Genomic DNA, 26039 nt, shown 5'->3' with positions numbered 1-26039 from the left:
CCGGGCAAAATCTTTTGCCCGGCGCACGGTATAATCGGCCTCGCTTACTTCAACACCCAGGCACGACATGACCTCCTCCGCACCTCCTCCCGATACTTCCACCGCCATTTCCGACAGCACCGAAGACAATAACGACGCCACCCTGGTCGCGGAACTGGGGGAACTGGCCGAGCATATCCGCCTGGTCAAGATGGAGGGGCGAGTCTTCGTGCGCTTTTCCGGCGTGGTCAAGGCGGGTCACCTGGTGGTGCCCTATGCGCTGGTGCCGGCACAGGGCGTGCTGGCGCGGCCGGCCAAGTGGCGCAAGATGGACCGCGAAACCAAGCTAGCCCTGGTGCGCGAACGGGCCAGCGCAGCCATCTTCGAGGAGTTGCGCCAGCATGTGATGGATTTCGTCGCCGATATCGCTGGCCTGAGCGAAGACGTGGACACGGACCCGATGGTCTTCCTGCACACCTTGGCCGACATGCAGACGTCGGAACCTGCAGGCATGGTCTTCGACCGCATCCGCCAGCGCTTCAACCACGCCATCGAGCGCCAGCAGGAAGAGCAGCACGCGGCGCGCACGCGCCAGAGCATCAACCTGGCCGAGTATCCGGCCTCGTTCGAGATGGCGCGCCGCCTGCCGCGCCGCTTCATCGCCCTGCTGGGCCCCACCAATTCCGGCAAGACGCACCGCGCCATGGAAGCGCTGGTGAAGGCGAAAAGCGGCATTTATCTCGCGCCCCTGCGCCTGCTGGCCCTGGAAAACTACGAACGCCTGCAGGAAGCCGCGCCGCATGGCAAGCCGCTGGCCGTGAGCCTGATCACGGGCGAGGAGCGTCGCGTCGTCGAGGGCGCCACGCACGTGGCCAGCACGGTGGAAATGCTGGACACGAAAACCGTCGTCGATGTGGCCATCATCGATGAAATTCAGATGCTGGCCGACCCGGACCGCGGCGCCGCGTGGACGGCGGCCGTCTGCGGCGCGCCGGCCCACACCGTCTACCTGGTAGGGGCACCCGAAGCGCGGCGCGCCATCGAAGCGCTGGCCGAACGCCTGGACTGCCCGCTGGAGGTGCATGTCTTGAAGCGCATGGCGCCCCTGTCGATGGAGCCGACCGCCGTGCGCAAGGTGCGCAACTTGCGCCGCGGCGATGCCGTCATCGCCTTTTCTCGCCGCGAAGTGCTGATGTGGCGCGACATGATTACGGAAACGGGGCTGTCAGTGGCCACCGTCTACGGCAACCTGTCGCCCGAAGTGCGGCGCGCGCAGGCGCAGCGCTTCCGTGACGGCACGGCAGATATCGTGGTCGGCACGGACGCGCTGGCGATGGGCTTGAACATGCCGATCGCGCGCATCGTCATGACTACCTGCGTCAAATACAATGGCCGCGAAGAAGAAGAGATTTCAGCGGCGCTGGCGCGCCAGATCGCCGGGCGCGCGGGCCGCTATGGCGTGCATGAAGAGGGTTTGGTGGCCGGCTACGACAACGAGACGCATGAAGTGATGCGCGCGCTGCTCCAGGAAAAGCTGCACCCGCTGAACACCAGCGGCTTTGCCGTGGCGCCATCGCTCGAACATCTGCACCGCATTTCGTCGGTGACTGGCGAGCTGTCACTGTCAAAACTGCTGCGCCGCTTCATCCACAATATCGACGTGCCGGACGGCTTTTTCTTCCCCCGCATCACGGAAGACCAGAAGGAGCGCGCCATCTGGCTCGACACCCTGCCCCTGTCCGTGGCCGACAAGTTCACCCTGTCGCTGGTACCTATCTCCAGCAAGGTGCCGTCCTTGCAAACGGCGTGGGAACACTGGTCGAAGAATCTGTCGTTGGGCAAGACCTCAACCCTGCGCCAGCACGCGTATGGCGGTGGCACACAGAATCTGCAGCAAGTGGAAGACACCTGCCGCTACTACTCCGCGTATGCGTGGCTCAGCTACCGCCTGCCAGAATTTTTTCCCGATATCGCCGTGGCGCAAAACCTGTCACGCGATGCCTCGGAACGCGTCGATTCCATCCTGCGCGCGCACAATGCGGCATCGCGCGGACGCTCCGGCAAAAAGTTCAAATAAGCGTCCGCTGATTTCCAGAAGCCAGCCCTGGTCGGTGGTGGAATGCCTGGCCGCTCGTAGAGCAATGCGGCGACCTCGCGCTGAGCGAGGGCAGGCCATCGGCATTAAGGTTTGGGCGTCTCATAGTGCAGCTTCAGCACCAGGCCATTATGGTCATCGGCCATATAGATGTCGCCATCCTGTCCCAGCTTCACGTCGACGGGCGCGCCCCTGCCCTGCTTGCCCTTGCGCTCCCAGTTGCCGATCAACTCGACGGACTTGCCCAACGGCGCGCCCGCCTTGTCGGGCAGCAGGGCCACAAGGCGGTGGCCATTGCTGCGGTAGCCGTGGTAGCCGATGATCAGACTGTTCTTGTACAGCTCCGGGAAGCGGCTGGCCGTATAGAACGTCATGCCCAGCGGCGCGGCGTGGCCGGGCAGCAGGCGCTGGGGAGCCGCGTATTGGGCGGAGCATGCCGTCTTCGGATACTCCGGGCTGGCCACATTGTCGTCATAACAGTACGGCCAGCCGTAGTGGCGATCTGCCTTGATCAGATTCAGTTCTTCATGCGGCAGGTTCTCGTCGCTTTTCAGCTGCGGCAAGGCGGCCTGGATGGCGTCGCGCGCGTTTTCCGCTTGCCACAGCTCGCCCGTGGCCGCGTGGAAGGCCAGCGCCATCGAATTGCGCAAGCCGCGCGCATGCGTGCGCCAGCTTGTTACCGTGCCGGCAGGCCAGTCCATTTTGTATTCGCGGATGGCACCCAGCGCCTCCGGTCCCTCCGCCGATGCGCATGGTTTGCTCGCATCGGGCGCCTTGCCATCGTTCTCGCAATGGTCGGTACTGGAACCCACGTTCACATACAAGTCGCCCCTGGGGCTGAAGCGCATGTTCGTCAGCAGGTGCAAGCCCATGCCCGGCAGGCGCGGCGTCTTCGCCGTGCCGCCGATCACGTCGGTGCGGGTGCGCGTGGTGTCGCGCAAGTCGAAGCGGAAAATGCGTCCCACCTCGCCCACGTAGACCATGCCGTCCGGTCCCTGCACGATGCCATTCGGGCGATCGAGCTTGTCGAGCAGCAGCTTGCGCTCGTAGCCGGCGCCGGCAGCCTTGCGCTGCAACAGCCACAATTTACCTAGCTTTGGCGCCCATCCCGCCATGTCCGTAACGAGGATGTCGCCATTTGTCAGCGGCAGCACGCCACGGGGGAATTTCAGGCCGTCGGCCAGCACGGCCACGCAAAAGCCGGGCGGCGTGGTGACATCGAGGCGCGGCATGCCGTCGCACTGGCTGCTGGTCGTCGCCGCCATGGCGTGGCCAAACGCGGTGGACATGCAGGCTGCCATGGCGCCCGCGAGCATTTTCTTGTTCATGGTCTCATTCCATCAAGGGTAAACGGGGCAGCACGGCGCGCGCATTGGCGCTGGTTTGCGCCGCAACGTCAGCAAGCTCCAGGCCGCGCAATTCGGCCAGCACGGCGCCGATGCGCGGCAATTCTTCGGGGCTGTTGCGGCCAGGGTGGATCCAGCTGGGAGAAATATCGGGCGCGTCCGTCTCCAGCACGATGGACGCCAAAGGCAGGTCCGTCGCCATGCGGCGTATCTGCAGCGCGCGGGTAAACGTCATGGCGCCGCCGAAACCGAGCTTGAAACCGAGATCGATATAACCCTGCGCCTGCTGGAAGCTGCCATTGAATGCATGCGCGATGCCGCCGTTCGGGCGGATCTGGCGCGCATGCTTGAGGACGATGTCCTGCGAGCGGCGCACATGTGTCAGCACGGGCAGGTCGAAGTCGCGGGCGATTTTCAGCTGCTCGCGCAAAAAATGCTCCTGCTTGGCGCGCATGGCCGGTTCGCACAGTATGGGAATGAAGAAGTCCAGGCCGATTTCGCCGATGGCGACGAAACGCGGGTCATTCATGGCCTGCGCCACTGCATCGCGCAGGGCGATCAAATCGTCTTCGGTGGCGTGCGGCACGTAGATCGGGTGTATGCCAAGGGCAAAGCAGGCGTTGGGCGCCGTTGCCGCCAGGTCGCGCACGATGCTGAAATTGGCCCGTTCGACGGCGGGAATGACGATCATCGCCACGCCTTGAGCGCTTGCATGCGCCGCCACCTGCAGCGATTCGCTGCCGAATTCGTGCGCGTCGAGGTGGCAGTGCGTATCGATCCACAGCATGGCGGCTCCTTGGTATTGCTCAGTATTGGTAAGGCTGCAGCCCCTCATCCGTCAGGCGCAGCACGCGGTCGCAGCGCTTGGCCAGTTCGATATCGTGCGTGACGATGACGAAGGCCGTGCCCAGAGTGCGCGACAGTTCCAGCATCAGGTCAAAAATTTGTTCGGCCGTGGCGTGATCGAGGTTGCCCGTCGGTTCATCGGCCAGCACGCAGGCCGGCTGCGTGACGAGGGCGCGCGCCAGGGCCACGCGCTGACGCTCGCCGCCCGACAATTCGCCCGGCGTGTGCGTAACGCGCTTGGCCAGGTTCACCCGCGTGAGAATTTGCTGCGCCAGGTCGGTGGCCTGCGCGCGCTTCATGCGCCGTATCATCAGGGGCATGGCGACGTTGTCCAGCGCGGAAAACTCGGGCAGCAGGTGGTGGAACTGGTAGACGAAGCCCAGCGAGGCATTGCGCAAGTCGCCGCGCGCCTTTTCGCTGAGGGTGGCGAAATCCTTGCCCAGCAAGGTCACCTTGCCGCTGGTGGGCGTATCGAGGCCGCCCAGCAGGTGCAGCAGGGTCGACTTGCCCGAGCCGGAGGCGCCGACGATGGCGACGCGCTCGCCGCGGTGAACATCGATGTCGATGCCGGCCAGCACCTGCACCTTGTAGGCGCCCTGCGTAAAAGTCTTGCCCAGGCCGCGGCAGGAAAGCACGGCAGAATCAGCGGAAGCGCCGTTGGAAGCGGGTTTGTTCAGATCGGTCATGGTAGTAGTCAATGGTTTATTCATAGCGCAGGGCTTCCGCAGGTTTGACGCGGGCAGCCCACCAGCTTGGGTACAGGGTCGCCAAAAAGGCGAGGATCACGGCCAGCACGCCGATCTTGGTGACGTCGGGCCAGCGCAGGTCGGATGGCACGGTGCTGATGAAGTAAATGTCCTTGGAGAGGAACTGCACGCCCAGCAAATGCTCGATGAAGGGCACGATGACGTCGATGTTCATCGCCACCAGCACGCCGCCGCCCACGCCCAGTATCGTGCCCAGGATGCCCACCAGCGCGCCCTGGATCATGAAGATCTTCATGATGGAGCGGGGCGAGGCGCCCAGGGTGCGCAGGATCGCGATATCGGCCTGCTTGTCCGTCACCGTCATCACCAGGGTCGACACAAGGTTGAAGGCGGCCACCGCGATGATCAGGGTCAGGATGATGAACATCATGCGCTTTTCCGTCTGCACGGCGGCGAACCAGTTGGCGTTCAGCTTGGACCAGTCGCGCAGCCACAAGTCGCCCGGCATGGTCTTTTTCAGTTCCGCCGCCACTTGCGGTGCCTGGTTCATGTCGGCCAGACGCAAACGCAGGCCGGACGGGCCGTCGAGGCGCAGCAGGCGCTGGCCGTCTTCGATATTGATGAAGGCCAAACCGGCGTCGAATTCATTATGGCCCGCCTGGAAGATGCCGCTGACGGTGAAGCTGCGCATGCGCGGCAGCACGCCGGCCGGCGTGACCTGGCCCTGCGCCAGCATCAAGGTAACTTTTTCACCGAGGTTGACGCGCAGGGCGCGCGCCAGCTCGATGCCCAGCACGATATTGAAGGTGCCCGGCTGCAGCGCCTTGAAGCTACCCATGCGCGTCTGGCCGGCCACGTCGGAGACGTTCGGCTCTTCCTCGGGCAGCACGCCGCGCACGATGGCGGGGCGCAGCGCATCGTCGCGCAGCAGCATGCCCTGCGTTTCCACGAATGGCGCGGCGCCCTTGACGGCGGGATTCTTGAATGCCTGCGCAGCTTCCGCGCGCCAGTCCGGCATGCTGCCGCTGTTGTCGAACACTTCCACGTGGGCCAGCACGGACAGCATGCGGTCCGTCACTTCCTTCTGGAAGCCGTTCATCACGGACAGCACGACGATCAGCGCCGCCACGCCCAGGCCGATGCCAGCCATGGAAATGAGCGAGATAAAGGAGATGAAACTGTTGCGGCCACTGCGCTTGCCGGCCCGCGTGTAGCGCAAGCCGACCAGCCATTCGAAAGGAATATTTTTTAACATGCTCATTGATTCGCTATTTCTAAGGGGTCAGACCCGCCGGGTCTGAGCCCAGCAGTTTGTTGATCAGCCATTTACTCATAGCGCAGCGCTTCGGCCGGCTTGACACGCGCGGCGCGCCAGCTCGGGTAGATGGTCGCCACCAGCGCGAGGCCAAAGGCGATGAGGCCGATCTGCGCCACGTCCAGCCAGTGCACGTCCGACGGCACGGCGCTGATCTGGTAGATTTCCTTGGAGATGAAGTGCAGGCCGAAGATGCCTTCGATGAAGGGCACGATGACGCCCACGTTTAGCGCCAGCACGACGCCGCCGATCACGCCCAGGGCACTGCCCAGCAAACCCACCAGCGCGCCCTGGATCATGAAAATCTTCATGATGGAGAATGGCGAGGCGCCCAGGGTGCGCAAAATGGCGATGTCGGCCTGCTTGTCGGTGACCGACATCACCAGGGTCGATACCAGGTTGAACGCGGCCACGGCGATGATCATGCTGAGTATGATGAACATCATGTTCTTCTGGCTTTGCACCAGCGCATACCAGCTGGCGCTGGCGCGCGACCAGTCGCGCATCCACAGCTGGCCCGGCATCGACGCTTTCAGTTCGCGCGCCACTTGCGGCGCCTGGTTCATGTCATGCAGACGCAGACGCAGGCCGGACGGGCCATCGAGCTGCAGCAACTGCTCGGCGTCCTGCATGTTGACGAAGGCCAGGCTGCCATCGAGTTCGTTATGACCTGCCTCAAAGATGCCAGCCACCTTGAGCGCGCGCATGCGCGGCATCACAATACCGTTGGCCGGGTCGCCCGCCCTCGGTTCGCGCTCCAGCATCAGGGTCACGTTCTGCCCCACTTTCACGTCGAGCGCCTTGGCCAAGTCGATGCCCAGCACGATGTTGTACGAGCCTTGCGTCAAGTCCTTGAAACTGCCCTGCTTCATCTGGGAGGCCACGCTGGAGACGGTCGCTTCCTGCTGCGGCAGCACGCCGCGCACGATGGACGGGCGCATGGTTTCGTCATTGAGCAGCATGCCCTGAGTTTCCACGAACGGCGACACGGCCTTGACTTGCGGATTGGCGTAGGCGGCGCGCTCCTGCGCCTGCCAGTTGGGCATGGAGCCGCTGGTATCGAACACCTCGACGTGGGCCAGCACCGACATCAGACGGTCGGTGACTTCCTTCTGGAAGCCGTTCATGACGGAGAGGACGACGATCAGGGCGGCCACGCCCAGGCCGATGCCGGCCACGGAAATGAGGGAGATGAAGGAAATGAAGCTGTTGCGGCCACTGCGTTTCCCGGCACGCGTATAGCGCACGCCAACCTGCCACTCAAAAGGAAATTGTTTGATGATGCTCATGCGCTCCCGCGACAACGATAATATGCGAGCGCGCAGTGTGCCACACAAATGACACTCATGCGTGAAACACATCACCGGGGCGCCACTTTTCGCGCGCCCGCCGCCAAGGGAAAAACCGCGGGGACTACTCCCCCGGCGCCACAATCGCCTACAATCTCGGGATGAATCAACTTACCCTCGTCCTGCCCTTCGCCTTGCCCAATGCCGAGCTGGCTGCCGACCTGCTCAAGGTCTTGCAGGCGCCCGCCCTGGCGGCACTGCTGTCACGCACCTCCACCTGCAATTTGGAAACTTTTGACAACGCCAAGCGCCTGCTGCCACACGAAACGTGGCTGGCGCACGCGCTGAGCCTGTCGCCCGCGCCCAACGGCGAAGCGGCGCAGGCGGCCTTTGCGGCCCAGGCCATGCGCGGCTACGGCCTGGCGCCGGAACCGGGCGCGCGCTATTTCCTGCTGCATCCAGCCCATCTGGCCATCGCCCGCAGCCATATCAGCCTGGAAGACTTGCGCCAGCTCAAGCTCAGTGAAGTGGACGGCCGCGCCCTGTTCGACATTGCGGCCCCGTATTTCGACGAAATCGGCCAACCGCTGGCGTATGGCGACGCAAGCACCTGGTTCATGCGCGCCGATGCCTGGAGCGACTTGCAGTGTGCCTCGCCGGATGCCGCCACCACGCAGGACCTGTCAGTCTGGATGCCGGAAGGCGAACACGCGCGCGCCGCGCGCCGCCTGCAAAACGAGGTGCAGATGCTGTGGCATGAACATCCCGTCAACGCGGCGCGCGAAGAACGTGGCCTGAAAGCCATCAACTCCTTCTGGATCTGGGGCGCCAGCGTGGCCACGGCTGAACCTGCCCGCTGCGCGGCCAGCCTGCATACCAAGGACGCACCCGGCTGGCTGGCCGCGCTGGCGGAACCAACGCTGCGCGATGCCAGTCCAAACAGTGTGCTGGCAAGCAAACAGGACGCGATTGTCGTGCTGGGCGGCCTGATCGAGGCGGCGCAGGCCCAGGAATGGGGCATGTGGCTGCAGCAGTTGCAGGCACTGGAAGCCGACTGGTTCGCGCCCCTGCTGGCGGCCGTAAAAGATGGCCGGCTTGCGCAGCTGCGCCTGGTGCTGAGCCACCGCGACGCCTGGCTAGCTTGCAGCACCAGCAAGCATGCGCAGCGAAAATTCTGGCGCGCGATTACCCTGAACAAGTTGAAAGCATCATGACCCGCACCCGCATCGCCACCCGTCCCTGCCCTTACCGCGAATCCGAACTGCTGCGCCAGGGCGGCATCCATCCCGTGCTGGCCCGCCTGTACGCCTCGCGCGGCCTGTCCGACGCGAAAGAACTGTCGAGCGAACTGGCGGCCCTGATGCCGCCGTCCGGCTTGCTGCACATCGGCGCGGCCGGCGTCTTCCTGGCCGATGCGATTGCCGCCAAGAAGCGCATGGTCATCGTCGCCGACTACGATTGCGACGGCGCCACCGCCTGCGCGGTGGCCATCCGCGGCTTGCGCGCCATGGGCGCCGACGTCGATTTCATCGTGCCCAACCGTTTTGAGTACGGCTACGGCCTGACGCCGGAAATCGTCGAACTGACGGCCCGCGAAAAGTCGCCCGACATCATCATCACCGTCGATAACGGCATCGCCAGCATCGACGGCGTGGCCGAGGCCAACCGGCGCGGCATCCAGGTCGTCGTTACCGACCACCATTTGCCCGCCGACACCCTGCCCGACGCGGCCGTCATCGTCAACCCGAACCAGCCCGCCTGCGGCTTCCCCAGTAAACATCTGGCCGGCGTGGGCGTCGTGTTCTACGTCTTGCTGGCCCTGCGCGCAGAACTGCGCCGGCGCGGCATCTTTGATGCGCAAACGCAACCCAAGCTCGATAATCTGCTCGACCTGGTCGCGCTGGGCACGGTGGCCGACGTGGTGCGCCTCGATACGAACAACCGCATCCTCGTCGCGCAAGGCTTGAAACGCATGCGCAAGGGCAATATGCATGCGGGCGTGGCCGCCCTGTTCCGCGTGGCGGGCCGCGAAGCGCGCAGCGCCACGCCATTCGACCTGGGCTTTGCCCTGGGACCGCGCCTGAATGCGGCCGGGCGCCTGCAAGACATGTCACTGGGCATCGAATGCCTGATCACGGATGACGAAGGCCGCGCCTGGGCGCTGGCGCAGCAACTCAACGATATCAACCTGAAGCGCCGCGAAATCGAGGCGGAAATGCAGGACACGGCCCTGCTGCACCTGGACGACTTCGAACCGGCCAACAGCAGCACCATCAGTGTGTTCGACGAGTCCTGGCACCAGGGCGTGATCGGCATTGTCGCCTCGCGCCTGAAGGAAAAGTTTTATCGCCCAACGATCACATTTGCGCCCGGCGCGGACGGCTGGATCAAGGGTTCGGGCCGCTCGATTCCCGGCTTCCACTTGCGCGATGCGCTCGACCTGGTGTCGAAACGGGCGCCCAGCCTGATCGACAAGTTCGGCGGCCACGCCATGGCCGCAGGCTTGACCATCCGCGCCGACGCCTTCGAGGCGTTTTCCAAGGCCTTCGAAGCCGTGGGCCAGGCCTGGCTCAGCCAGCAACAGCTGGAAAGAGTGGTGGAAACGGACGGCCCCCTGGAAGACGCCTATTACACGACGGCTTTCATCGAACTGATGGATGGGCAAGTGTGGGGCCAGGGTTTCGCCCCGCCCGTCTTCTGCGACGAATTCCGCGTCGTCAGCCAGCGCATATTAAAAGAGCGCCATTTGAAACTGCTGCTGGAAAAGAACGGCGTGCGCTTCGACGCCATCTGGTTCGGCCACACGGACGCCCTGGGCGAACGCACAAGGGTCGCCTTCCGCCTCGATGCGAATGAGTACAATGGCACGACCAAGGTGCAACTGATGGTAGAGCACGCCGAACCTATCTGATGGCACCGGCCCAAACCTACTGCGCGTCGCGCTTTGCGGCCGGCGATGCTCACCGTGCCCTGGCACGGTTGCGCTTCTCGGCCACAAATCACTGCCGCTCGCTACGGTTTGGTCAGGTGCCGTGATGTTTGTGGTCTTGTTGCTGTATCTCAAACTTGTGTGGAACAAAGTCATATCAAATCATGGCGATGGCCGACACAGGCCTACCCCACCTAAAAGGTGCCAAGCACCATGTTGACCGGCCTGAACCACCTCACGCTGTCCGTGCGCGGCCTGCCGCGCAGCGCCGTATCCAGGCATGGTGTTCGAAGCTGATGATTAAAACAGTATATTTGATAAATTCATTAAAATAATTACTCTACCAATAAGATCAAGCGTCGTTGCTGTAAAAAACACTGTCACACATCGATACCGCTCTGATAACCTTGTCTTTAAGGCTTAATCAGGCTGGCAAGATTGCCTCCTGTAATAGGCAAATCTGCCACATTCCATTGCAAAAATAAAAATATTGATTGAAAATAGTTAACACTTATTTGGCAAATTCGCTAGAATCGATAGCGCATCAGGGTAAGTAGCGATGCATGATCAATTCTGAGGGCAAACCCGTCGAAAGACGGGGACGCAAAGCCACCGGCCTACCGCGCGCAAGCGCCACGGCAGCGGGGCTGCCAATGCAGGGCCGGGACCGCCAGCGCGGCACCATGCCAGGATGCATTGTCGAGATGTGGCCCTCGCCAACTCGGAGAGTTTCGCCATGAAAAAATTCAGCCCCCTGCATCCCCGTCCCGGGCACCTGCTTCTGGGCGCCACTGCCGCCATCCTGCTGGGCGCTTGCGGCCCCGGCCAGGAGACATCGGCGCCGCCCGCCGTGATTGCCACGGCGGCAACCCAATTCACTGTCGAGGTACCCGTCATCCCCGCCGCCGTCGGCGCGCTGGTGGCGCAGCCGATGTTCCATGCGGCCCCCGCCCTGCTCGATGCGCCTGACGGGCGCGACAGCGCCAACAGCAGCGGCTCGGCCCACTGGCGCCCGCACATGCAGCGGGTGCCCGGCGCCATGGCGAACATCAGCACGCGCCGCCTGACGGCGCAAAAGATCGCCGCCGCGGAACAGACGGCACAGGACATCGCGCCGCTGCAAGCCGGCGGCGCGGCGGACACCGCCGCCCCCATGGCTGGCAGCAGCGTGGTGGCAACGTACTCTCCCGCGCAAATCCGCGCCGCCTACGACTTGCCCGCATTACCGGCAGCGGGCACGGCGCTGACGCCAAGCCAGGCAGCCCAGCTGGGCGCGGGGCAAACGATCTATATCGTCGACGCCATGCACAACCCGAACGCGGCCGCAGAACTGGCCATCTTCAACCAGAAGTTCGGTTTGCCCGGCTGCACCACCAAGGCCATCGCCACCAATGCCACCCTGCCCTTGCCACCAGCGCCGGCCAGCGGCTGCGAGTTTTCCGTCGTCTACAACACGCCATCGAGCACCATGACGGCCACGGCGCCCGCCTATAACTCGGGCTGGGCCATGGAAATCGCGCTCGATGTGCAGTGGGCGCATGCCACGGCGCCGCTGGCACGCATCGTGCTGATCGAGGCGCCAGACGCTTCCATCAACAGCCTGCTGGGCGCCGTGCGCCTGGCCAACCTGATGGGGCCTGGCGTCGTGTCAATGAGCTTTGGCGCCGCCGAAGGCAGCTGGACGGCTTCCGTCGACAGCGCCTTCACGGGCAAGAACATGAGCTATCTGGCCGCCACGGGCGACTCGGGCAGCGGCGTGTCCTGGCCGTCCGTGTCACCCAACGTGCTGGCCGTGGGCGGCACCACGCTCAGCTACAGCGGCAGCGGCGTGCGCAGCGAAGCGGCCTGGTCCGGCACGGGCGGCGGCATCAGCGCCTATACGGCACTGCCCACTTACCAGACAGCCAGCGTACCCGGCCTGACCAATCTGCTACGGCGCAACGTGGCCGACGTGGCCTTCAATGCCGACCCCGCCACTGGCCAGTACACGGCCGTGATGGCGCAGGGCAGCAGCACCGCCAGCTGGCTCAGCATCGGCGGCACCAGCCTGTCTACCCCACAGTGGGCCGGCCTGGTCGCCATCGCCAACGCCAGCCGCGCGCTGCAGGCCAAGACGGCGCTCGGCTTGCCGCACAGCATGCTGTACGGCCAGATCGCCACCGTGCCCGGCACCTTTGCCAGCAGCTTTGCCGACATCACGCGGGGCAGCAACGGCAGCTGCAGCGTTTGCACGGCCAGGATCGGCTATGACCCGCTGGGCGGCCTGGGCACGCCGAACGTGAAAAACCTGCTGGCCAGCCTGTCGGGCACGCAGATCGCCCCCGCCGCCCCCGTGGTGGCGCCTGCCAGCATCAGCGGCGCAGCCGGCAAGCCTCTATCGTTTACCGTCTCGGCCAGCGCATCGAACCCCCTCAGCTACACCATGCTGGGCGCGCCGGCCGGCATGAGCATCGCCGCCACGGGCGTGGTCAGCTGGGCCGCCCCCATCGCGGGCAAGTATGCCGTGACCATGGTGGCGCGCGATACCGTCAGCGGCCTCAGTGGCCAGGGCGCCTACAGCATCGTCATCACCCCTGTCGCGCCGCCCGTCGTCGCCGCCGGCGCCATCACGGGCAAGGTTGGCACGGCCCTGGCATTCAATGTCAGCGTCACGGCCGCCAATCCCGTCAGCTACGCGCTGAGCGGCGCGCCGGCCGGCATGAGCATCAGCGGCGCCGGACTGGTGAGCTGGCCCCCCCCCGTTGCCGGCACCTATGCCGTCACCGTGACAGCCACCGACAGCAAGACTGGCCTGAGCGGCAAGGGCATCTATACGGTAGCCATCGCCGCCCCGCTGCCACCCGTGGTGTCAGTAGCCAGCGTCAGCGGCAAGCCCGGTGTTGCCCTGTCGTTCGCCACCACGGTAGTGGCGCCCAACCCCGTCACCTACAGCCTGTCGGGCGCGCCGTCCGGCATGAGCATCAATGCCGCCGGCGTCGTCAGCTGGGCCAAGCCCGTGCTGGGCAGCTACAACGTGACCATCATCGCCAAAGATAGCAAGACGGGCTTGAGCGGCCAGGCCGTGGCCACAGTGAAAATCGCCGCCGCCGGTCCCACGATCAGCGCCGCCGCCATGACGGGCGTGGCGGGCAAGGCCATGAGCGGCAGCATCGTGCTGACGGCACCTGGCGCGAACGCGCTGCAGGTCTCGATCAACGGCGCGCCGCTGGGCATGCAGTTTTCCATGAGCGGCCTGACCATCACGGCCTACTGGCCGCAGCCGGTGGCCGGCAGCTATACGCTGAAGCTGGTGGCGCTGGACAATAACGGCTTGACGGCGCAACTGACCGTGCCGGTCACCGTCACGGCAAAATAAGCCTGCACGGCCCGCCAACGGGGCGCACCGGGACACACGTCTTGGCGCGCCCCGTTTTTCATGCGTGCGACCGTTGCAAAGAATCCGAAAAAGGAGTATATATAGTCCATAAACAGAGTTCCATTGAAGGAGTGCCATGAATCTCGCCTACGCCTACCCGAAAAGCCGCTTCGAGCCGGCCGTGCTGGTCGACTTGAACGCCAAAGCCGAACGCGAGCGCTTGTCGCAGGCGGCACTGAAGGGTTTTTTCAAGCTGGCCGCCGCCTGGAAGCTACGCGACGATGATGCGCGCGAATTGCTGGGCGGCCTGTCCAGCAGCGCCTATTACGAGTGGAAGAAGCACCCGGATCGCGTGCTGGAAGTGGACCGCATCACGCGCATTTCCTATTTGCTGGGCATCTACAAGGCCTTGCACATCCTGTACGGCGACAAGCTGGCCGACGAATGGGTGAGTTTGCCCAACAAGAACCCCATCTTCGGCGGCCGCACTCCCCTGTCGCAAATGCTGGCCGGCGGCTTGCTTGCCATGCAGACCGTGCGCAAGCTGCTCGACGCGCGCCGCGGAGGGCTGTAATCGTGCCTGCCGCCGCGAATGTACACCTGCCGCCGCTGGCCGCCCTGCGCCAGATCGACACTTGCCGTTTGATACCCTCGCGCTTCGCCGACATGGAAGACTCCGTGCTGGCGCCCCTGGCCGAGGACGACGAGCACCTGCGCGAGCTGTTCGAACTCGATAACGCGACCAACGCGCGCCTGGTGGCCGAGTATGGCGGCGCGCCAGGAATTGGCGTGGACGAGCTGGTTTTTGGCGTACCGAACTTTCGCATCATCAACGCCGCCTATACCTACGCCCGCCCGGAAGGGGCGCGTTTCAACGATGGCGAGCGGGGCGCCTGGTATTGCGCCTTCGACATGCAAACGGCGCTGGCCGAGATCATTTTTCATAAAACCGTGGAATACCAGGAAATCGACTATTTCGACGACAGCGTCAGCTACCAGTCGCTGCTGGCCGATTTTTCCGCCAGTTTCCACGACCTGCGCGGCCAGGAGCGCTACCAGGCTTGCCTGGACCCGGCCAGCTATATCGCCTCGCAAGACCTGGCCGCCATCCTGCTCGAAGCGGGCTCCATGGGCGTGATCTTCCCCAGCGTCCGGCATGCCAGCGGCACCAACCTGGCCTGCTTCCGCCCTGCCCTGGTGGGCAATGTTCGCAAAGGCGCCGCCTATCGGTTAACATGGCAGGGTACGCCGACGCCGCGCGTGGAAGCCCTGTAAGGCAAGCCTAGCGCGCGCAACGGCACCCGACTCACCGCAACTTGATATATCGCATGCAAACCAATCCTGAAAAAGACACCGAACTGCGCCTCAAAGTCAACAGCGAAACGGCCCGCCTGGCCTGGAGCGAACTGGAAAAGCACTTCGCCCAGGGCAATGTCGTCTGGGTCGCCAATGAACTCGATCTGGTCGAAGTGGCCGTGCGCATCTCGCACGACGACAAGGCCAGCATCACGCAATGGATGGTCGATGGCAAAGTGGCCAAGGTGTCGGACCAGCAGGCGCTGGACTGGCAAGCGGCCGATGCGGCCCTGTGGGCTGTCGTCGTCAGCCCGTTTATTCTGGTGCAGCAGGACAAGCCGACGAAACACTAAAGACTGCGTTCGAGCCTCAGGCGCAGCGATGTATGCCTGGAATGCGGTGTCGTTGTACGCATAACGCCCTGCCTACACTACGGAAAGTCGTATCGCGCAGCGTGGCAGGTTTGACAATGCGCAGCAAGCGCATTGTCAGCTCGTCAGTGCCCGCCGCCCAGGTAGGCCGCAATCACCTTCGGATCGTTTTTCAGGCTGTCGGCCGGGCCATGCACGGAGATGCTGCCGTTTTCCAGTACGTAGCCGTAATCGGCCACGTTCAGGGCGGCGGCGGCGAATTGCTCCACCAGCAGCATGGTCACGCCTTCCGCCTTTAATCTCGTGATGATGCGGAAAACCTCCTCGACCAGGATCGGCGCCAGGCCCATCGACGGCTCGTCCAGCAAGATCACTTCCGGATTCAGCATCACGGCGCGGGCCATGGCCAGCATCTGCTGCTCGCCGCCCGAGAGCGTGCCAGCCAGCTGGTCGCGCCGCTCCTTCAGGCGGGGGAACAGCTCCAGCGCCTTGTCCAGGTCGCCCTTGATGTCGCCTTTCGGGCGTGAGCGCGTAAAGCGGGGAAAGGCGCCCAGCAGCAGGTTGTCCGTCACCGACATGGAGGCGAACACGCGCCGGCCTTCCGGCGAATGGGCCAGGCCGGCGCGGGCGATGCGGTGCGAGTCGAGCCCCGTGACATCCTTGCCGCCCAGGGTGACAGTGCCTGATTTGGGTTTCAGCATGCCGGAAATGGCGCGCATGGTGGTGGTCTTGCCGGCCCCGTTCGAGCCGATCAGGGTCACCAGCTTGCCCTTCGGGACGTCGAGCGAAATGCCGTGCAAGACTTCGACTTTGCCGTAGGCGGCGTGCAGATTTTGAATGGTCAGCATGGTCTTCCTCTCAGTGCGCCGCAGGGCTTAGGGTGTCGGCGCTGCCGCCCAGGTAGGCTTCAATCACTTTTGGATCGCTCTGGACAAGCGCGGGTGCGCCTTCGGCGATCTTCTGGCCGAAGTCCAGCACCGTCACCACGTCCGACAAGGCCATTACCACGTCCATGTGGTGCTCGATCAGGATGATGGTGATGCCATGCTCGCGGATCTTGCGGATGATGGCCATCAGTTCCTTGATGTCGGGCGCCGTCAGGCCCGCCGCCGGTTCATCGAGCAGCAGCAGGCGCGGGTTGAGACCCAGCGCACGGCCGATTTCCAGCAGCCGCTGCTTGCCATATGGCAGATTGCGCGCTTCTTCGTTGGCCAGGTCGGCCAGGCCGACAAATTCCAGGATGCTGGCGGCCCGCTCGCGCGCCGCCTTCTCTTCGCGCTTGTAGCGGGGCGTGTGCAGCATCACGTCCAGCACGTTCGACTTGAAGGTGTTGTGCAAGCCCACCAGCACGTTCTCGGTCGCCGTCATCTCGCCGAACAGCTGCACGTTCTGGAAGGTGCGCGCCACGCCGCCCAGCGCGATCTCGGACGGCGTGCGGCCGGAAATCACGGCGCCGGCAAATTCCACCTTGCCCGCCGTCGGCTTGTAGATTCCCGTCAGCACATTCATCATCGTGCTCTTGCCCGAGCCGTTCGGTCCGATCAAGCCGTGCACGGAGCCCTGCGTGACGTTCAAGTCCACCTGGTTCAGCGCTTTCAGGCCGCCGAACTGCATCAGGGCCTGGTCCACGCGCAGCAGCGTTTCGCCGCGCTGGCCGCCCAGAGCGTGATCAAAAGGCGCCACGCCCTGCGAAGCGACGGCCTGCACATGGCGCCGGCCCTTGCCGATAAAGCTCATCAGGAACCCGACGATGCCGTCCTGCAGGTAGTAGACGACAAATAAAGTCATCAGGCCGAAGATGGTCAGGCGCCAGTCGATCATATTGTCCAGTTTATAGGAATATGCGGCCAGGCCGATGGTGGCGACCAGCGGCACGAGCACGCCGCGCACCGTGGAGCGCTTCTTGGCCAGCATGTAGATGGAACCGATCACCCCCAGCACGGCGGCAGCGACGGCGATCTTGCGGAACAGTTCGATGTCCGCCAGCAGGCTGGGCAGCATGACGACGATCAGGGCGCCGATCAGCGCGCCCGAGCGCGTCTTGCGCCCGCCCATGATGACGGCCAGCAGGAACAAGATCGTCAGCTCGAAGTTGTAGGTATTGGGCGAAATGTATTCTTCCGAATACGCGTACAGGCTGCCGGCCAGGCCGGCGAAACCGGCACTGATGACGAAGGCATAGACTTTATAGCGATAGACGGAGACGCCCATGCAGTCCGAGGCGATGGGACTGTCGCGCAATGCTTCAAACGCCCGCCCCAGGTTCGACTTCAAGATACGGTGCACGACCACCAGCGAAATCACCATCAGCGCGGCGACCATGTAGTAGTACTCCACTTCCGACAGTTTGTGCCCGAACATGACGGGCTTGTGGATCTTGATGCCCATCGGGCCTTCCGTCAGGAAGCTCATTTCATTGATCAGGATTTGCACGATAGTGCCGAAGGCCAGGGTCACCATGGCCAGATAGGGACCCGTCACGCGCAGGGCCGGCAAGGCCAGGATGGCGCCAAACAGGGCCGCCCCCACGATGCTGGCGGGGATGGCCAGCCAGAACGGCAGGCCCAGCTTGAACACCAGCACGCCCGTGGCATACGAGCCGATGCCGAACAGGCCCGCGTGGCCCAGCGATACCTGCCCCGTGTAACCGACGACGATATCGAGGCCGAACAGCAGGATGGCGTAGATCAGGATGGTCTCGGCCAGGTGGATGTAATAAGGATTCGGGATGACGATGGGGAACAGCACGAGTGCGGCCAGGCCCGCCGCGCTCAACGCCAGCATGGTGATTTTCTTGTTCATGTGATCCTCAGACTTTCTTGATCGCGGCTTTGCCGAACAGGCCGGACGGCTTGATGGCCAGCACCAGCAGCAGCAATAGCAGGCCAGGCACTTCCTTGTAGCCGGTGGAAATGTAATAGCCGGTGGTCGTCTCGGCGATGCCCAGTATCAGGCCGCCGACGATGGCGCCCACGCCCGAGGTCAGGCCGCCGATGATGGCCACGGCAAAGGCCTTCAGGCCCAGCGAGGCGCCCATGGTGGCGCCCGTCAGCGTCAGGGGCGCCACCAGCACGCCTGCGAAGGCAGCCGTGGCCGATGACAGCGCGTAGGAAAAGGTGATGACCATGCCCGTGTTGATGCCCATCAAACCTGCCGCGTCGCGGTCGTTGGCTGTCGCTACCACGGCCTTGCCGTAGATCGATTTGCGGTTGAACATTTCGACGGCCAGCATGATGGCCAGCGCGCCGACGATGACGGCCACCTGCATCGGCTGTACGTTCGCGCCCAGCACCTTGAATGGCGCTGCTGATAGGGGCGACGGGAATGTCAGGTCATCCTTGCCCCAGATATTTTCCGCCACGTTCTTGAAGATGATGGCCAGCGCGATGGTCGACATGATCCAGCCGAATTCGGACTTGATCTTGATCGCGGGCCGCACGCCTATCCACTCGACGAACACGCCCTGCAAAGCGCCGAAGGCGATGACGATGGGGATCATCAGCAGATAGCTCATGTAGGGGCCGCCGTGGATGGTGCCCACCAGAGAGAGGCCCACGAGCGCGCCCAGCATCAGGGATTCGCCCTGGCCGAAGTTGAGGGTGCCGGACGTGGCAAAGGTCAGCTGGTAGCCGAAGGCGATGACGGCATAAATCATGCCCAGCGCGATGCCGCTGAAGACTAGCTGCAGGAAGATTTCCATGGTATTCCCCGAAGGACGGAAGATAAAAAAATGGCCAGTCCTGATTCCTCAAGGCTGGCCATGGCGTGGCAGGTGTCCGCCAGGCTTATTTCGCGAGGACGACCTTGCCGTCCTTGACTTCACCGAAAACGGTCAGGTCGGCCGTGATCGCCTCGTGGTTGGTCTTGCTGAACGGCTTGTTGTAGGTGGTGACGGCGCCTTCCACTTTTTCCGTCAGGTTTTCCAGCGCGGCGCGCACTTTCGGGCCATCGGTGCCGCCCGCCTGCTTGAAGGCCGCGGCCAGCAGGTAGATGGAATCGTAGCCTTGCGCAGCCGACACGGCCGACGGCATGCGGCCGCCCGATGGCTTGTAAGCGGCCACATAGGCGTCGATGAAGGCCTTGCGCTTCGGCGTGCTGGCATCCTGGATGAAGGTTTGCGGCATGCGCGTGCCGTCACCGTTCTTGCCCGCGTTATCGATGAAATTGCCCATGGCCAGGGTCCAGCTGCCGATCAGCGGCACTTTCCAGCCCAGTTTTTCCATGCCGTTGGCAATCTGCGCCAGTTCCGGGCCGATGCCGTAGGTCAGCACGACTTCCGCCCCCGCCTGCTTGGCTTTCAGCAACTGGGCCGTCATGTCGACGTCCTTGATGTTGTATTTTTCAACGACAACGGGCTTGATACCTTTCTTGTCCAGCGCCTTTTCCAGGTCTTCGCGGCCCAGCTGGCCATAGTTGGTGGAGTCAGCCAGGATCGCCACTTTCTTGAACTTGCGGTTTTCGATCGCCTCGTGCACGATCATGCCGGATTGGATGGTGTCATTGGCCGCATTGCGGAAGATGTAGTTTTCTGGCTGGTCGGCGAATTGCTTGGTGACGATGGAGCCCGTCGCCACATTGTTCATCACGGGAATTTTCGCTTCCTGGTAGAAGCGCTGCGAAGCCAGGGCCACGCCTGTGTTGATGTAGCCGACGGTGGCGGCGACCTTTTCCTTGTTGATGAGCTCCTGGGCGATCTGCACGCCCCGTTCATTCTTGGCTTCATCATCGCGTTCGATCAGCAGCAGGGAACGTCCCAGTACGCCGCCCTTGGCATTGATTTCAGCGACAGCCAGCTTGACGCCGTCGCGCATCGACACGCCCATCGGCGCGGAACCGCCCGTGAACGGACCGGACACGCCGATCTTGATGGGGTCGGCTGCGACTGCCGCCTGCGAGAATCCCAAAACCAAACTTGCCACGAGCAATTTCTGTTTCAAATTCATTGTCATCTCCTCTGATACAACGTTTTTAATGCCACTTATTTTTATAGTCGTACGCTGGATAACCGCCCCATCGATAAATCATTGTAGGTGAGTAAACATGCACCAGCAACAACTACATATGACGCATCGCAACATGCAGAAAAGACCGGTTTTCTGGCCCGATGTCAGTCTTTTGTAAGGAAAATATGACGCAAATTTTCGCAGCTGCGCCATTCGCCAACCTGACTGTGGCAAAACGCGACAGGCAAGCAGACGAGCTCTGCTATTCCCCCGGCCCCTGATCTGGCGCAATACGGGCACTGTCCAGCATGCTAACGTCGGCCATGCCAGCGCGTGCGCGCCGGTCCAGTCAACCGCACCTACCGCATGGAGGCCATATGCAGCGCCCGTCGAACACCTGCCTTTTTTCCCTGCTGCCTGGCGCCATCGCCAGCCTGCTGCTGGGCGGTTGCGCCACCGACCTGGCGCCCGTGCGCACCTTCGCCGAACAGACGCAGAAAATGTCGGTCCACTTCGAACCCATGCTGGCGGGCGGCGTCCACAGCTGCATGGACAAGGCCATGCGCAAGCGTCTGATCCTGGCAGAGCGTTTCGATGCGCAAGCCAGCGAGCAGGCGGCGCGCGCCGATTGCGCCGCCATCGCGCAGGCCAGCGCGTCGGTCGCCAGCCTGAACGACGTCCTGCTGCGCTATGCCCACACCCTGGCAGCGCTGGCCGGTGACAAGCTGCCTGTCTACAAGGAAGAGCTTGGCGAACTCGGCGATGCGCTGAGCGGCCTGGCACAGCCGGATGGCGGTGCGCCCCTACTCGATGCGGGCAAGCTGGACAAGGTGATGAAACTGAGCGAACACCTGAGCCGGCTGGCCACGCAGCGCCTGCAGAAATCGGCCTTGCGCGAACTGCTCGACGAGCAGGAAGCCATCGACATTGTCAGCAATGCGCTCAAGGAGTATGGCCAGCGCAGCTACCGTGCCGGCTTGCAGGATGAATTGCGCGACCTGGACCTGCTGCGCGGCGCCGTCGACAAGTCCGCGCCGCGCGAACCGCTGGCCGCCAACTACATCCGCACGCGTCTGCACCTGGAAGGACGGCAATTGAAAGAAAGGGAAAAGATCGTCGCCGCGTATGTCGCCGCCGTCGACGCGCTGCAAGCCAGCGTGGCCGCGCTGCGGAGCAATCTCGACCACCTGCAGGCGCCCGAACTGGAACGGCAACTGGCGCAGTTTTCACGCCACGTCGACACGCTGCAAAAACAGGCTGTTTTCTATGGCCCCGCCCGCTGGTAAGCGGCGCGCACACAGGAGTATCCCATGGCCCAACTGACCGAACTGACGAAGGACCAAAGCTACGCCATCGCCGACAACCTGGCGCAAGCGTCAAACCTGGTGCTGGAATTGCGCATCCGCGAACGGGAGGCGCTGACGCCGGACGAGCGCGCGCTGCTGGAGCAATATGAAGACCACCTGGACCAGATGGTGGCCCTGTTTCGGGCCTATGGCATTTACCTGACCGCCGCAGGCGCCGAGCAGGCACGCGGCGATATCGAGGGCGCCATCGCCAAGGGCAAGCTGCAGCTCAAGCGCATCGCCGACATCAAGGCCGCCATAGTCGCCGCTGCCAGGCTGGTCGACCTGGGCGCAGCCATTCTGTCGCGCGACCCGTTCGCCATCGGCGAGGCGGCGGCCAGCCTGCGGGCCAAGCCAAAAAAAGATGTACCAGGCTAGCTCAGGGTTCCGGCGGGCGGTGTCCCATCGCGTGCGTGGCCATTTTCAGGTACAGGAAGGACTGCTCCTCGTTGTGCGCATAGCCCATGCGTCCCTCCGCCAGCGCCACGGATTTCTGCTGCAGCGCTTCCGGGTAGTTCAGGTCGCAGGCAGCGTCGAGCCAGAAACGCGCCCTGCCCTCGTCGCTATCCTGCAGCATGTTCGCCACGATAAACATGGCTGGCGCCACCTGGCGCTGCGCGGCCAGCTCCAGCCAGCGCAGCGCGGCGGCGCTGTCCTGCGGCCCGCCCATGCCGTTCTTCAGCATCAGGCCCAGGTAATACGCAGCGGGGCCGCTGCCCTGCCCCGCTGCCTGTTCGAACAGGGCGCGCGCCTGCGTCTGGGACGCTACTCCCGCGCGCATCAGCACCTTGGCCCGGGCCGTGACATCGGGCGCCGCCAATGCCAGGGGTGACGCCAAGGCGGCTGCCAGCAGCCATGCCGCCCGCTTCATTTGGACAGGTCGAGCTGGTACAGCGCAAAGCCCTTGCCCGCGCCATCGTCGGCCTTCAGCTGCGTGACGTTATCGATGCCGGCCGCTTTCGCCAGGTCGATCACGTTCGGCGCCGAATGGAAGACCACCGGGCCTTTCGTGGCGATTTTGGCAAAGCGCCAGCTGCGCGCCGAGCCGTTTTTCGCGCGTGTCAGGTTTTTCTGCTGCGTGACGTAGGCGATCAGCAGTTCGCGGTTGTTGTCGGGCGAGGCCACCACCGTCTTGCTGCCGTCGAGGCCAGGGAAATTGCCGCCGCCGCTGGCGCGGTAGTTATTTGTCGCGATGAGGAATTCCTGGCCCGCGTCCATCGGCTTGCCCTTATAGGTAAGCGCCTTGATGCGCTGGCCCGGCGGTTGCGTGACATCGATCTGATAGCGCACGTCGGCACTGGTGATGGTATCGAAGTTGTAGCTCGGGTGGGCCGTGTTGACCAGTTCCTGCGGCTCCGTCTTGTGCGGGGCGATGGTATTGAAACGCTGCGCCGACTGCTCCAGCCAGGCTTTCAGCTCCGCGCCATTCATCTTCACGCCATACAGCGCATTCGGATACAAATACAGGTCGGCCGCGTTGTTCAGCGCCACATTGCCTGCCTTGACGTCCGTGTAGTCGGACACGCCGGCCGAGCCGCTCTTGAACGGTGACGACATCGACAGCACGGGCAGGTGCGCATACTGCGGCAAGTTCGCCTTGACATAGGCGGCCAGGTAGCCCGATTGCGCCTGGTTCACTACTTCGATGGCGCTGACGTCGCCCACGTCGGCGAAATACGTCGACATGCGGAAGTCCGTGGCACCCACGGGCGTCTGCACGTAGGCGATGGTGGCCGCGTGTTCTTCGGCCACCAGTTTGGCGATGGCCGCATCGGGCTGGATATAGCTTTTGTCCGCATTCTGGATGCCGCGCGCTTCCACCGTGGTGGCACTCTTGTCGATGAGCCACTGCTTGCCGTCATGGCGCAGGCGCAAACCGATCACGCCCAGGTGCTTGCCCCACAAATTGGCCATCACGGTAGGCACGCCATTGACCAGGCCACGGGCCTTGTCGACGCCGGGCAAATTAAACTGCGGCACCGTGCTGCTGGCGTTCGGAAACAGCTGGTGCGAGTGGCCGATCAGCATGGCGTCCACGCCCGGCACTTGCGACAGGTAGTAATTGCCGTTTTCCATGGTGGGCGAGTACGGGCTGTTATCCAGGCCGCCGTGCGAGATCGCCACCACCAGCTCGGCGCCCTTGGCGCGCATCTCGGGAATGAATTTTTCCGCCGTCTCGCGCACGCCCTGCGTGTAGACGCGGCCTTCGAGCCAGCGCTTGTCCCAGGCCATGATGGTGGGCGGCGCAAAACTGATGATGCCGACCTTCACGGTGCTCGTGATGGCCTTGCCATCGGGGCCGGTCGCCGTGATCTGCTTGTCTATGATGTGATACGGCGCAAACAGGGGCTTGCCCGTCTTGGCGCTGTAGACGTTGGCCAGCACTTGCGGGAACGCGGGGCCGGCGCAGCGCGGTTTGGCCGCGTCGACGCTGTCGACGTCAAAACGGTTGCCCGTCACCTGGCTCAAAAACGCCAGGCCGTAGTTGAATTCGTGGTTGCCGATGCCGCCGCCATCGACCTTCAGCAGATTCATGGCCTTGTAGATGGCCAGGGTCTGGTCGCAGGCCAGCGGTTTCACGAGGGCCTGGTAGTCGGCCAGCGCCGTGCCCTGGATGGTGTCGCCGTTGTCGAGCAGGAGATTGTTCGGGAACTCGGCACGTGCCTGCGCGATCAGTGCCGCCGTGCGTTCCAGGCCGATCGAGGGCTCCGCCTGCAGCTTGTAGTAATCATAACTGAGTACATTCGCGTGCAAGTCCGTCGTCTCCAGCAGGGCCAGGGTGGCGCTGCTGCCCGCCGGCGCCGCTGCCAGAGGCCGGGCCGGTTCGTGGGCGGCGGGCGGCAAGGCGCCGCAGCCAGCCAGCAGCAGCGGTAACAGGGCGAGACGGGGGAGTTGGCGCAAGGGTTGGCACATGAGTTATTCCTGTGGAAAGACAATATGGCCAGCATCATACGCAGCACGGCAGCCATCTTCAAGGCAAAAATATTGTCGCAAATATAGCAAAATCGTCATTTTATTGCCCGGTGCAGCAGCAATTGCGCCGCAGCGGCAGCGGAAACGCGCCGCGCTCGCGTATAATTCAAGGTTTGATTTCACCATAGAAGACCAGAACATTATGGAAGCCGAACGCATCAATATCATCTCCGCCCTGCTCAACGACCTGACGGTCCGCGAAGCCGAACTTCGGAGGTATCTTTGACTTCACTGTCAAGTCGGAGAAACTAGAGCAAGTCAACGAAGAACTGGAAGATCCGACCGTCTGGAACGATCCCAAGCGCGCCCAGGACCTCGGTAAAGAGAAGAAGGCGCTGGAAGCCATCGTCTTCACGCTGACTAAGGCGGATGCCGACCTGCGCGACACCCGCGACCTGTTCGACATGGCCCGCGAAGAAGGCGACGACGATACCCTGGAAGCGATCGAGCAGGACGTGCAGGAAATCCGCAAGGTCATCGAAAGCATGGAGTTCCGCCGGATGTTCAACAATCCGATGGACCCGAACAACTGCTTCATCGACATCCAGGCCGGCGCCGGCGGCACGGAGGCCCAGGACTGGGCTTCGATGCTGCTGCGCCAGTACCTGCGCTATTGCGAACGCAAGGGCTTCAAGGTCGAGATCCTGGAGCAGTCCGACGGCGAGGTTGCCGGCATCAAGACGGCCACCCTGAAGGTCGAGGGCGATCACGCCTACGGCTTCCTGCGCACGGAAACGGGCGTGCACCGCCTGGTACGCAAGTCGCCATTCGACTCGGCCAATGGCCGCCACACCTCGTTTACGTCGCTGTTCGTGTATCCGGAAGTCGACGATTCGATCGAGATCGACGTCAACCCGGCCGATATCCGCGTCGATACCTATCGCGCGTCGGGCGCCGGTGGTCAGCACATCAACAAGACCGACTCCGCCGTCCGCATGACCCATGCGCCGACCGGCATCGTGGTGCAGTGCCAGAACGACCGTTCGCAGCACCGCAACCGCGCCGAAGCGATGGAAATGCTGAAAGCCAAGCTGTACGAACATGAACTGCGCAAACGCATGAGCGAGCAGCAAAAGCTGGAAGACTCGAAAACGGACGTGGGCTGGGGCCACCAGATCCGCTCCTACGTGCTGGATCAGTCCCGCATCAAGGACTTGCGCACCGGTTTCGAGACGGGCAATACCAAGGGCGTGCTCGATGGCGACATCGACGAATTCATCTCCGCCTCGCTGAAACAAGGCGTGTAAGG

The 26039-nt window shown here is 63.4% G+C and carries 22 protein-coding genes and 1 riboswitch; of the genes, 11 read left to right on the top strand and 11 right to left on the bottom strand.

The genetic code is table 11. The features are described 5' to 3' along the window. Nucleotides 1–67 precede the first annotated feature (67 nt). Complete coding sequence (locus ACQ4WZ_RS06480) at nucleotides 68–2056, top strand: helicase-related protein (protein WP_436572858.1); 1989 nt, start codon at nucleotides 68–70, stop codon at nucleotides 2054–2056. Nucleotides 2057–2160: 104 nt separating this feature from the next. On the opposite strand, the gene ACQ4WZ_RS06475 is transcribed toward ACQ4WZ_RS06480, so the two are convergent. The 5 genes from ACQ4WZ_RS06475 to ACQ4WZ_RS06455 form a co-directional block, all read right to left on the bottom strand. Then, on the bottom strand, nucleotides 2161–3402 hold the full coding sequence (locus tag ACQ4WZ_RS06475; RefSeq protein WP_436572857.1) for a PQQ-dependent sugar dehydrogenase: 1242 nt from the start codon (nucleotides 3400–3402) through the stop codon (nucleotides 2161–2163). A gap of 4 nt (nucleotides 3403–3406) precedes the next feature. Further along, complete coding sequence (locus ACQ4WZ_RS06470) at nucleotides 3407–4204, bottom strand: TatD family hydrolase (protein WP_436573862.1); 798 nt, start codon at nucleotides 4202–4204, stop codon at nucleotides 3407–3409. Nucleotides 4205–4226: 22 nt separating this feature from the next. Further along, nucleotides 4227–4952: a lipoprotein-releasing ABC transporter ATP-binding protein LolD gene (lolD, locus tag ACQ4WZ_RS06465; protein WP_436572856.1), complete on the bottom strand. Its 726-nt coding sequence runs from the start codon at nucleotides 4950–4952 to the stop codon at nucleotides 4227–4229. Between the two features lie 16 nt (nucleotides 4953–4968). Beyond that, a complete protein-coding gene (locus ACQ4WZ_RS06460; protein WP_086139677.1) occupies nucleotides 4969–6234 on the bottom strand; it encodes a lipoprotein-releasing ABC transporter permease subunit in 1266 nt (421 codons plus the stop codon). A gap of 65 nt (nucleotides 6235–6299) precedes the next feature. Next, nucleotides 6300–7577, bottom strand: a complete 1278-nt coding sequence (locus tag ACQ4WZ_RS06455; RefSeq protein ID WP_436572855.1) for a lipoprotein-releasing ABC transporter permease subunit — start codon at nucleotides 7575–7577, stop codon at nucleotides 6300–6302. A 161-nt stretch (nucleotides 7578–7738) separates the two neighbouring features. Here ACQ4WZ_RS06455 and ACQ4WZ_RS06450 point away from each other — a divergent pair, with 161 nt between their 5' ends. The 6 genes from ACQ4WZ_RS06450 (at nucleotide 7739) to ACQ4WZ_RS06425 (ending at nucleotide 15510) form a co-directional block, all read left to right on the top strand. Continuing rightward, nucleotides 7739–8791 (top strand): hypothetical protein, encoded by a 1053-nt coding sequence (locus tag ACQ4WZ_RS06450; protein ID WP_133990807.1) that lies wholly within the window; start codon nucleotides 7739–7741, stop codon nucleotides 8789–8791. Next, entirely contained in the window at nucleotides 8788–10488 is a 1701-nt protein-coding gene (gene recJ, locus ACQ4WZ_RS06445) for a single-stranded-DNA-specific exonuclease RecJ (RefSeq protein ID WP_101481678.1), read from the top strand. The genes ACQ4WZ_RS06450 and recJ overlap by 4 nt, the downstream gene beginning before the upstream one ends. Before the next feature lie 586 nt (nucleotides 10489–11074). Next, nucleotides 11075–11161, top strand: a riboswitch (cyclic di-GMP riboswitch). An 81-nt stretch (nucleotides 11162–11242) separates the two neighbouring features. Beyond that, nucleotides 11243–13861: a putative Ig domain-containing protein gene (locus ACQ4WZ_RS06440; RefSeq protein WP_436572854.1), complete on the top strand. Its 2619-nt coding sequence runs from the start codon at nucleotides 11243–11245 to the stop codon at nucleotides 13859–13861. A 136-nt stretch (nucleotides 13862–13997) separates the two neighbouring features. Beyond that, nucleotides 13998–14435, top strand: coding sequence for an MbcA/ParS/Xre antitoxin family protein (locus tag ACQ4WZ_RS06435; protein ID WP_046682984.1), 438 nt, complete (start codon nucleotides 13998–14000; stop codon nucleotides 14433–14435). Between the two features lie 2 nt (nucleotides 14436–14437). Then, nucleotides 14438–15136, top strand: a complete 699-nt coding sequence (locus tag ACQ4WZ_RS06430; protein ID WP_436572853.1) for an RES family NAD+ phosphorylase — start codon at nucleotides 14438–14440, stop codon at nucleotides 15134–15136. A gap of 53 nt (nucleotides 15137–15189) precedes the next feature. Continuing rightward, nucleotides 15190–15510: a DUF2288 domain-containing protein gene (locus ACQ4WZ_RS06425; protein ID WP_101481680.1), complete on the top strand. Its 321-nt coding sequence runs from the start codon at nucleotides 15190–15192 to the stop codon at nucleotides 15508–15510. Between the two features lie 143 nt (nucleotides 15511–15653). Here ACQ4WZ_RS06425 and ACQ4WZ_RS06420 read toward each other — a convergent pair whose 3' ends face one another. The 4 genes from ACQ4WZ_RS06420 to ACQ4WZ_RS06405 all read right to left on the bottom strand — a co-directional run bounded on the left by ACQ4WZ_RS06420 (nucleotide 15654) and on the right by ACQ4WZ_RS06405 (nucleotide 20471). Then, nucleotides 15654–16376 (bottom strand): ABC transporter ATP-binding protein, encoded by a 723-nt coding sequence (locus tag ACQ4WZ_RS06420; protein WP_133990798.1) that lies wholly within the window; start codon nucleotides 16374–16376, stop codon nucleotides 15654–15656. Nucleotides 16377–16386: 10 nt separating this feature from the next. Further along, complete coding sequence (locus tag ACQ4WZ_RS06415; protein ID WP_436572852.1) at nucleotides 16387–18330, bottom strand: branched-chain amino acid ABC transporter ATP-binding protein/permease; 1944 nt, start codon at nucleotides 18328–18330, stop codon at nucleotides 16387–16389. Nucleotides 18331–18337: 7 nt separating this feature from the next. Then, nucleotides 18338–19228, bottom strand: coding sequence for a branched-chain amino acid ABC transporter permease (locus ACQ4WZ_RS06410; RefSeq protein ID WP_436572851.1), 891 nt, complete (start codon nucleotides 19226–19228; stop codon nucleotides 18338–18340). A gap of 85 nt (nucleotides 19229–19313) precedes the next feature. After that, nucleotides 19314–20471, bottom strand: coding sequence for an ABC transporter substrate-binding protein (locus ACQ4WZ_RS06405; protein ID WP_101481684.1), 1158 nt, complete (start codon nucleotides 20469–20471; stop codon nucleotides 19314–19316). 377 nt (nucleotides 20472–20848) lie between these two features. Here ACQ4WZ_RS06405 and ACQ4WZ_RS06400 point away from each other — a divergent pair, with 377 nt between their 5' ends. Next, nucleotides 20849–21757: a hypothetical protein gene (locus ACQ4WZ_RS06400; protein ID WP_436572850.1), complete on the top strand. Its 909-nt coding sequence runs from the start codon at nucleotides 20849–20851 to the stop codon at nucleotides 21755–21757. 24 nt (nucleotides 21758–21781) lie between these two features. Further along, a complete protein-coding gene (locus tag ACQ4WZ_RS06395) occupies nucleotides 21782–22195 on the top strand; it encodes a hypothetical protein (RefSeq protein WP_436572849.1) in 414 nt (137 codons plus the stop codon). Nucleotide 22196: 1 nt separating this feature from the next. Here ACQ4WZ_RS06395 and ACQ4WZ_RS06390 read toward each other — a convergent pair whose 3' ends face one another. Both ACQ4WZ_RS06390 and ACQ4WZ_RS06385 read right to left on the bottom strand, forming a co-directional pair. Then, nucleotides 22197–22655, bottom strand: a complete 459-nt coding sequence (locus ACQ4WZ_RS06390; protein ID WP_436572848.1) for a tetratricopeptide repeat protein — start codon at nucleotides 22653–22655, stop codon at nucleotides 22197–22199. 29 nt (nucleotides 22656–22684) lie between these two features. Next, nucleotides 22685–24730: a bifunctional 2',3'-cyclic-nucleotide 2'-phosphodiesterase/3'-nucleotidase gene (locus tag ACQ4WZ_RS06385; RefSeq protein ID WP_436572847.1), complete on the bottom strand. Its 2046-nt coding sequence runs from the start codon at nucleotides 24728–24730 to the stop codon at nucleotides 22685–22687. Here ACQ4WZ_RS06385 and ACQ4WZ_RS06380 point away from each other — a divergent pair. Together ACQ4WZ_RS06380 and prfB are read left to right on the top strand one after the other, a co-directional pair. Beyond that, the gene (locus ACQ4WZ_RS06380) at nucleotides 24729–25016 is read left to right on the top strand and encodes a hypothetical protein (RefSeq protein WP_180338394.1); all 288 of its coding nucleotides are present in this window, start codon (nucleotides 24729–24731) and stop codon (nucleotides 25014–25016) included. The two genes, ACQ4WZ_RS06385 and ACQ4WZ_RS06380, sit on opposite strands and share 2 nt — an antisense overlap. Continuing rightward, nucleotides 24933–26037 (top strand): peptide chain release factor 2 gene (gene prfB / locus ACQ4WZ_RS06375; protein WP_133990783.1). Its coding sequence is split into 2 segments (ribosomal slippage): nucleotides 24933–25013 and nucleotides 25015–26037, totalling 1104 coding nucleotides; the frame shifts between segments, so codons are not numbered across the junction. Before ACQ4WZ_RS06380 ends, prfB begins: the two co-directional genes overlap by 84 nt. Nucleotides 26038–26039 lie beyond the last annotated feature (2 nt).

It is taken from the genome of Janthinobacterium darwini (genome assembly GCF_051380905.1).
Classification (GTDB): domain Bacteria; phylum Pseudomonadota; class Gammaproteobacteria; order Burkholderiales; family Burkholderiaceae_D; genus Janthinobacterium.
This window is presented reverse-complemented; position numbering and strand designations above follow the sequence as displayed.

Coding starts and splice junctions, on each gene's coding strand:
- ACQ4WZ_RS06480 (WP_436572858.1), top strand. CDS start 68: ATGACCTCCTCCGCACCTCCTCCCGATACTTCCACCGCCATTTCCGAC.
- ACQ4WZ_RS06475 (WP_436572857.1), bottom strand. CDS start 3,402: ATGAACAAGAAAATGCTCGCGGGCGCCATGGCAGCCTGCATGTCCACC.
- lolD (WP_436572856.1), bottom strand. CDS start 4,952: ATGACCGATCTGAACAAACCCGCTTCCAACGGCGCTTCCGCTGATTCT.
- ACQ4WZ_RS06460 (WP_086139677.1), bottom strand. CDS start 6,234: ATGAGCATGTTAAAAAATATTCCTTTCGAATGGCTGGTCGGCTTGCGC.
- ACQ4WZ_RS06455 (WP_436572855.1), bottom strand. CDS start 7,577: ATGAGCATCATCAAACAATTTCCTTTTGAGTGGCAGGTTGGCGTGCGC.
- ACQ4WZ_RS06450 (WP_133990807.1), top strand. CDS start 7,739: ATGAATCAACTTACCCTCGTCCTGCCCTTCGCCTTGCCCAATGCCGAG.
- recJ (WP_101481678.1), top strand. CDS start 8,788: ATGACCCGCACCCGCATCGCCACCCGTCCCTGCCCTTACCGCGAATCC.
- ACQ4WZ_RS06440 (WP_436572854.1), top strand. CDS start 11,243: ATGAAAAAATTCAGCCCCCTGCATCCCCGTCCCGGGCACCTGCTTCTG.
- ACQ4WZ_RS06435 (WP_046682984.1), top strand. CDS start 13,998: ATGAATCTCGCCTACGCCTACCCGAAAAGCCGCTTCGAGCCGGCCGTG.
- ACQ4WZ_RS06425 (WP_101481680.1), top strand. CDS start 15,190: ATGCAAACCAATCCTGAAAAAGACACCGAACTGCGCCTCAAAGTCAAC.
- ACQ4WZ_RS06420 (WP_133990798.1), bottom strand. CDS start 16,376: ATGCTGACCATTCAAAATCTGCACGCCGCCTACGGCAAAGTCGAAGTC.
- ACQ4WZ_RS06415 (WP_436572852.1), bottom strand. CDS start 18,330: ATGAACAAGAAAATCACCATGCTGGCGTTGAGCGCGGCGGGCCTGGCC.
- ACQ4WZ_RS06410 (WP_436572851.1), bottom strand. CDS start 19,228: ATGGAAATCTTCCTGCAGCTAGTCTTCAGCGGCATCGCGCTGGGCATG.
- ACQ4WZ_RS06405 (WP_101481684.1), bottom strand. CDS start 20,471: ATGAATTTGAAACAGAAATTGCTCGTGGCAAGTTTGGTTTTGGGATTC.
- ACQ4WZ_RS06400 (WP_436572850.1), top strand. CDS start 20,849: ATGCAGCGCCCGTCGAACACCTGCCTTTTTTCCCTGCTGCCTGGCGCC.
- ACQ4WZ_RS06395 (WP_436572849.1), top strand. CDS start 21,782: ATGGCCCAACTGACCGAACTGACGAAGGACCAAAGCTACGCCATCGCC.
- ACQ4WZ_RS06380 (WP_180338394.1), top strand. CDS start 24,729: ATGAGTTATTCCTGTGGAAAGACAATATGGCCAGCATCATACGCAGCA.
- ACQ4WZ_RS06385 (WP_436572847.1), bottom strand. CDS start 24,730: ATGTGCCAACCCTTGCGCCAACTCCCCCGTCTCGCCCTGTTACCGCTG.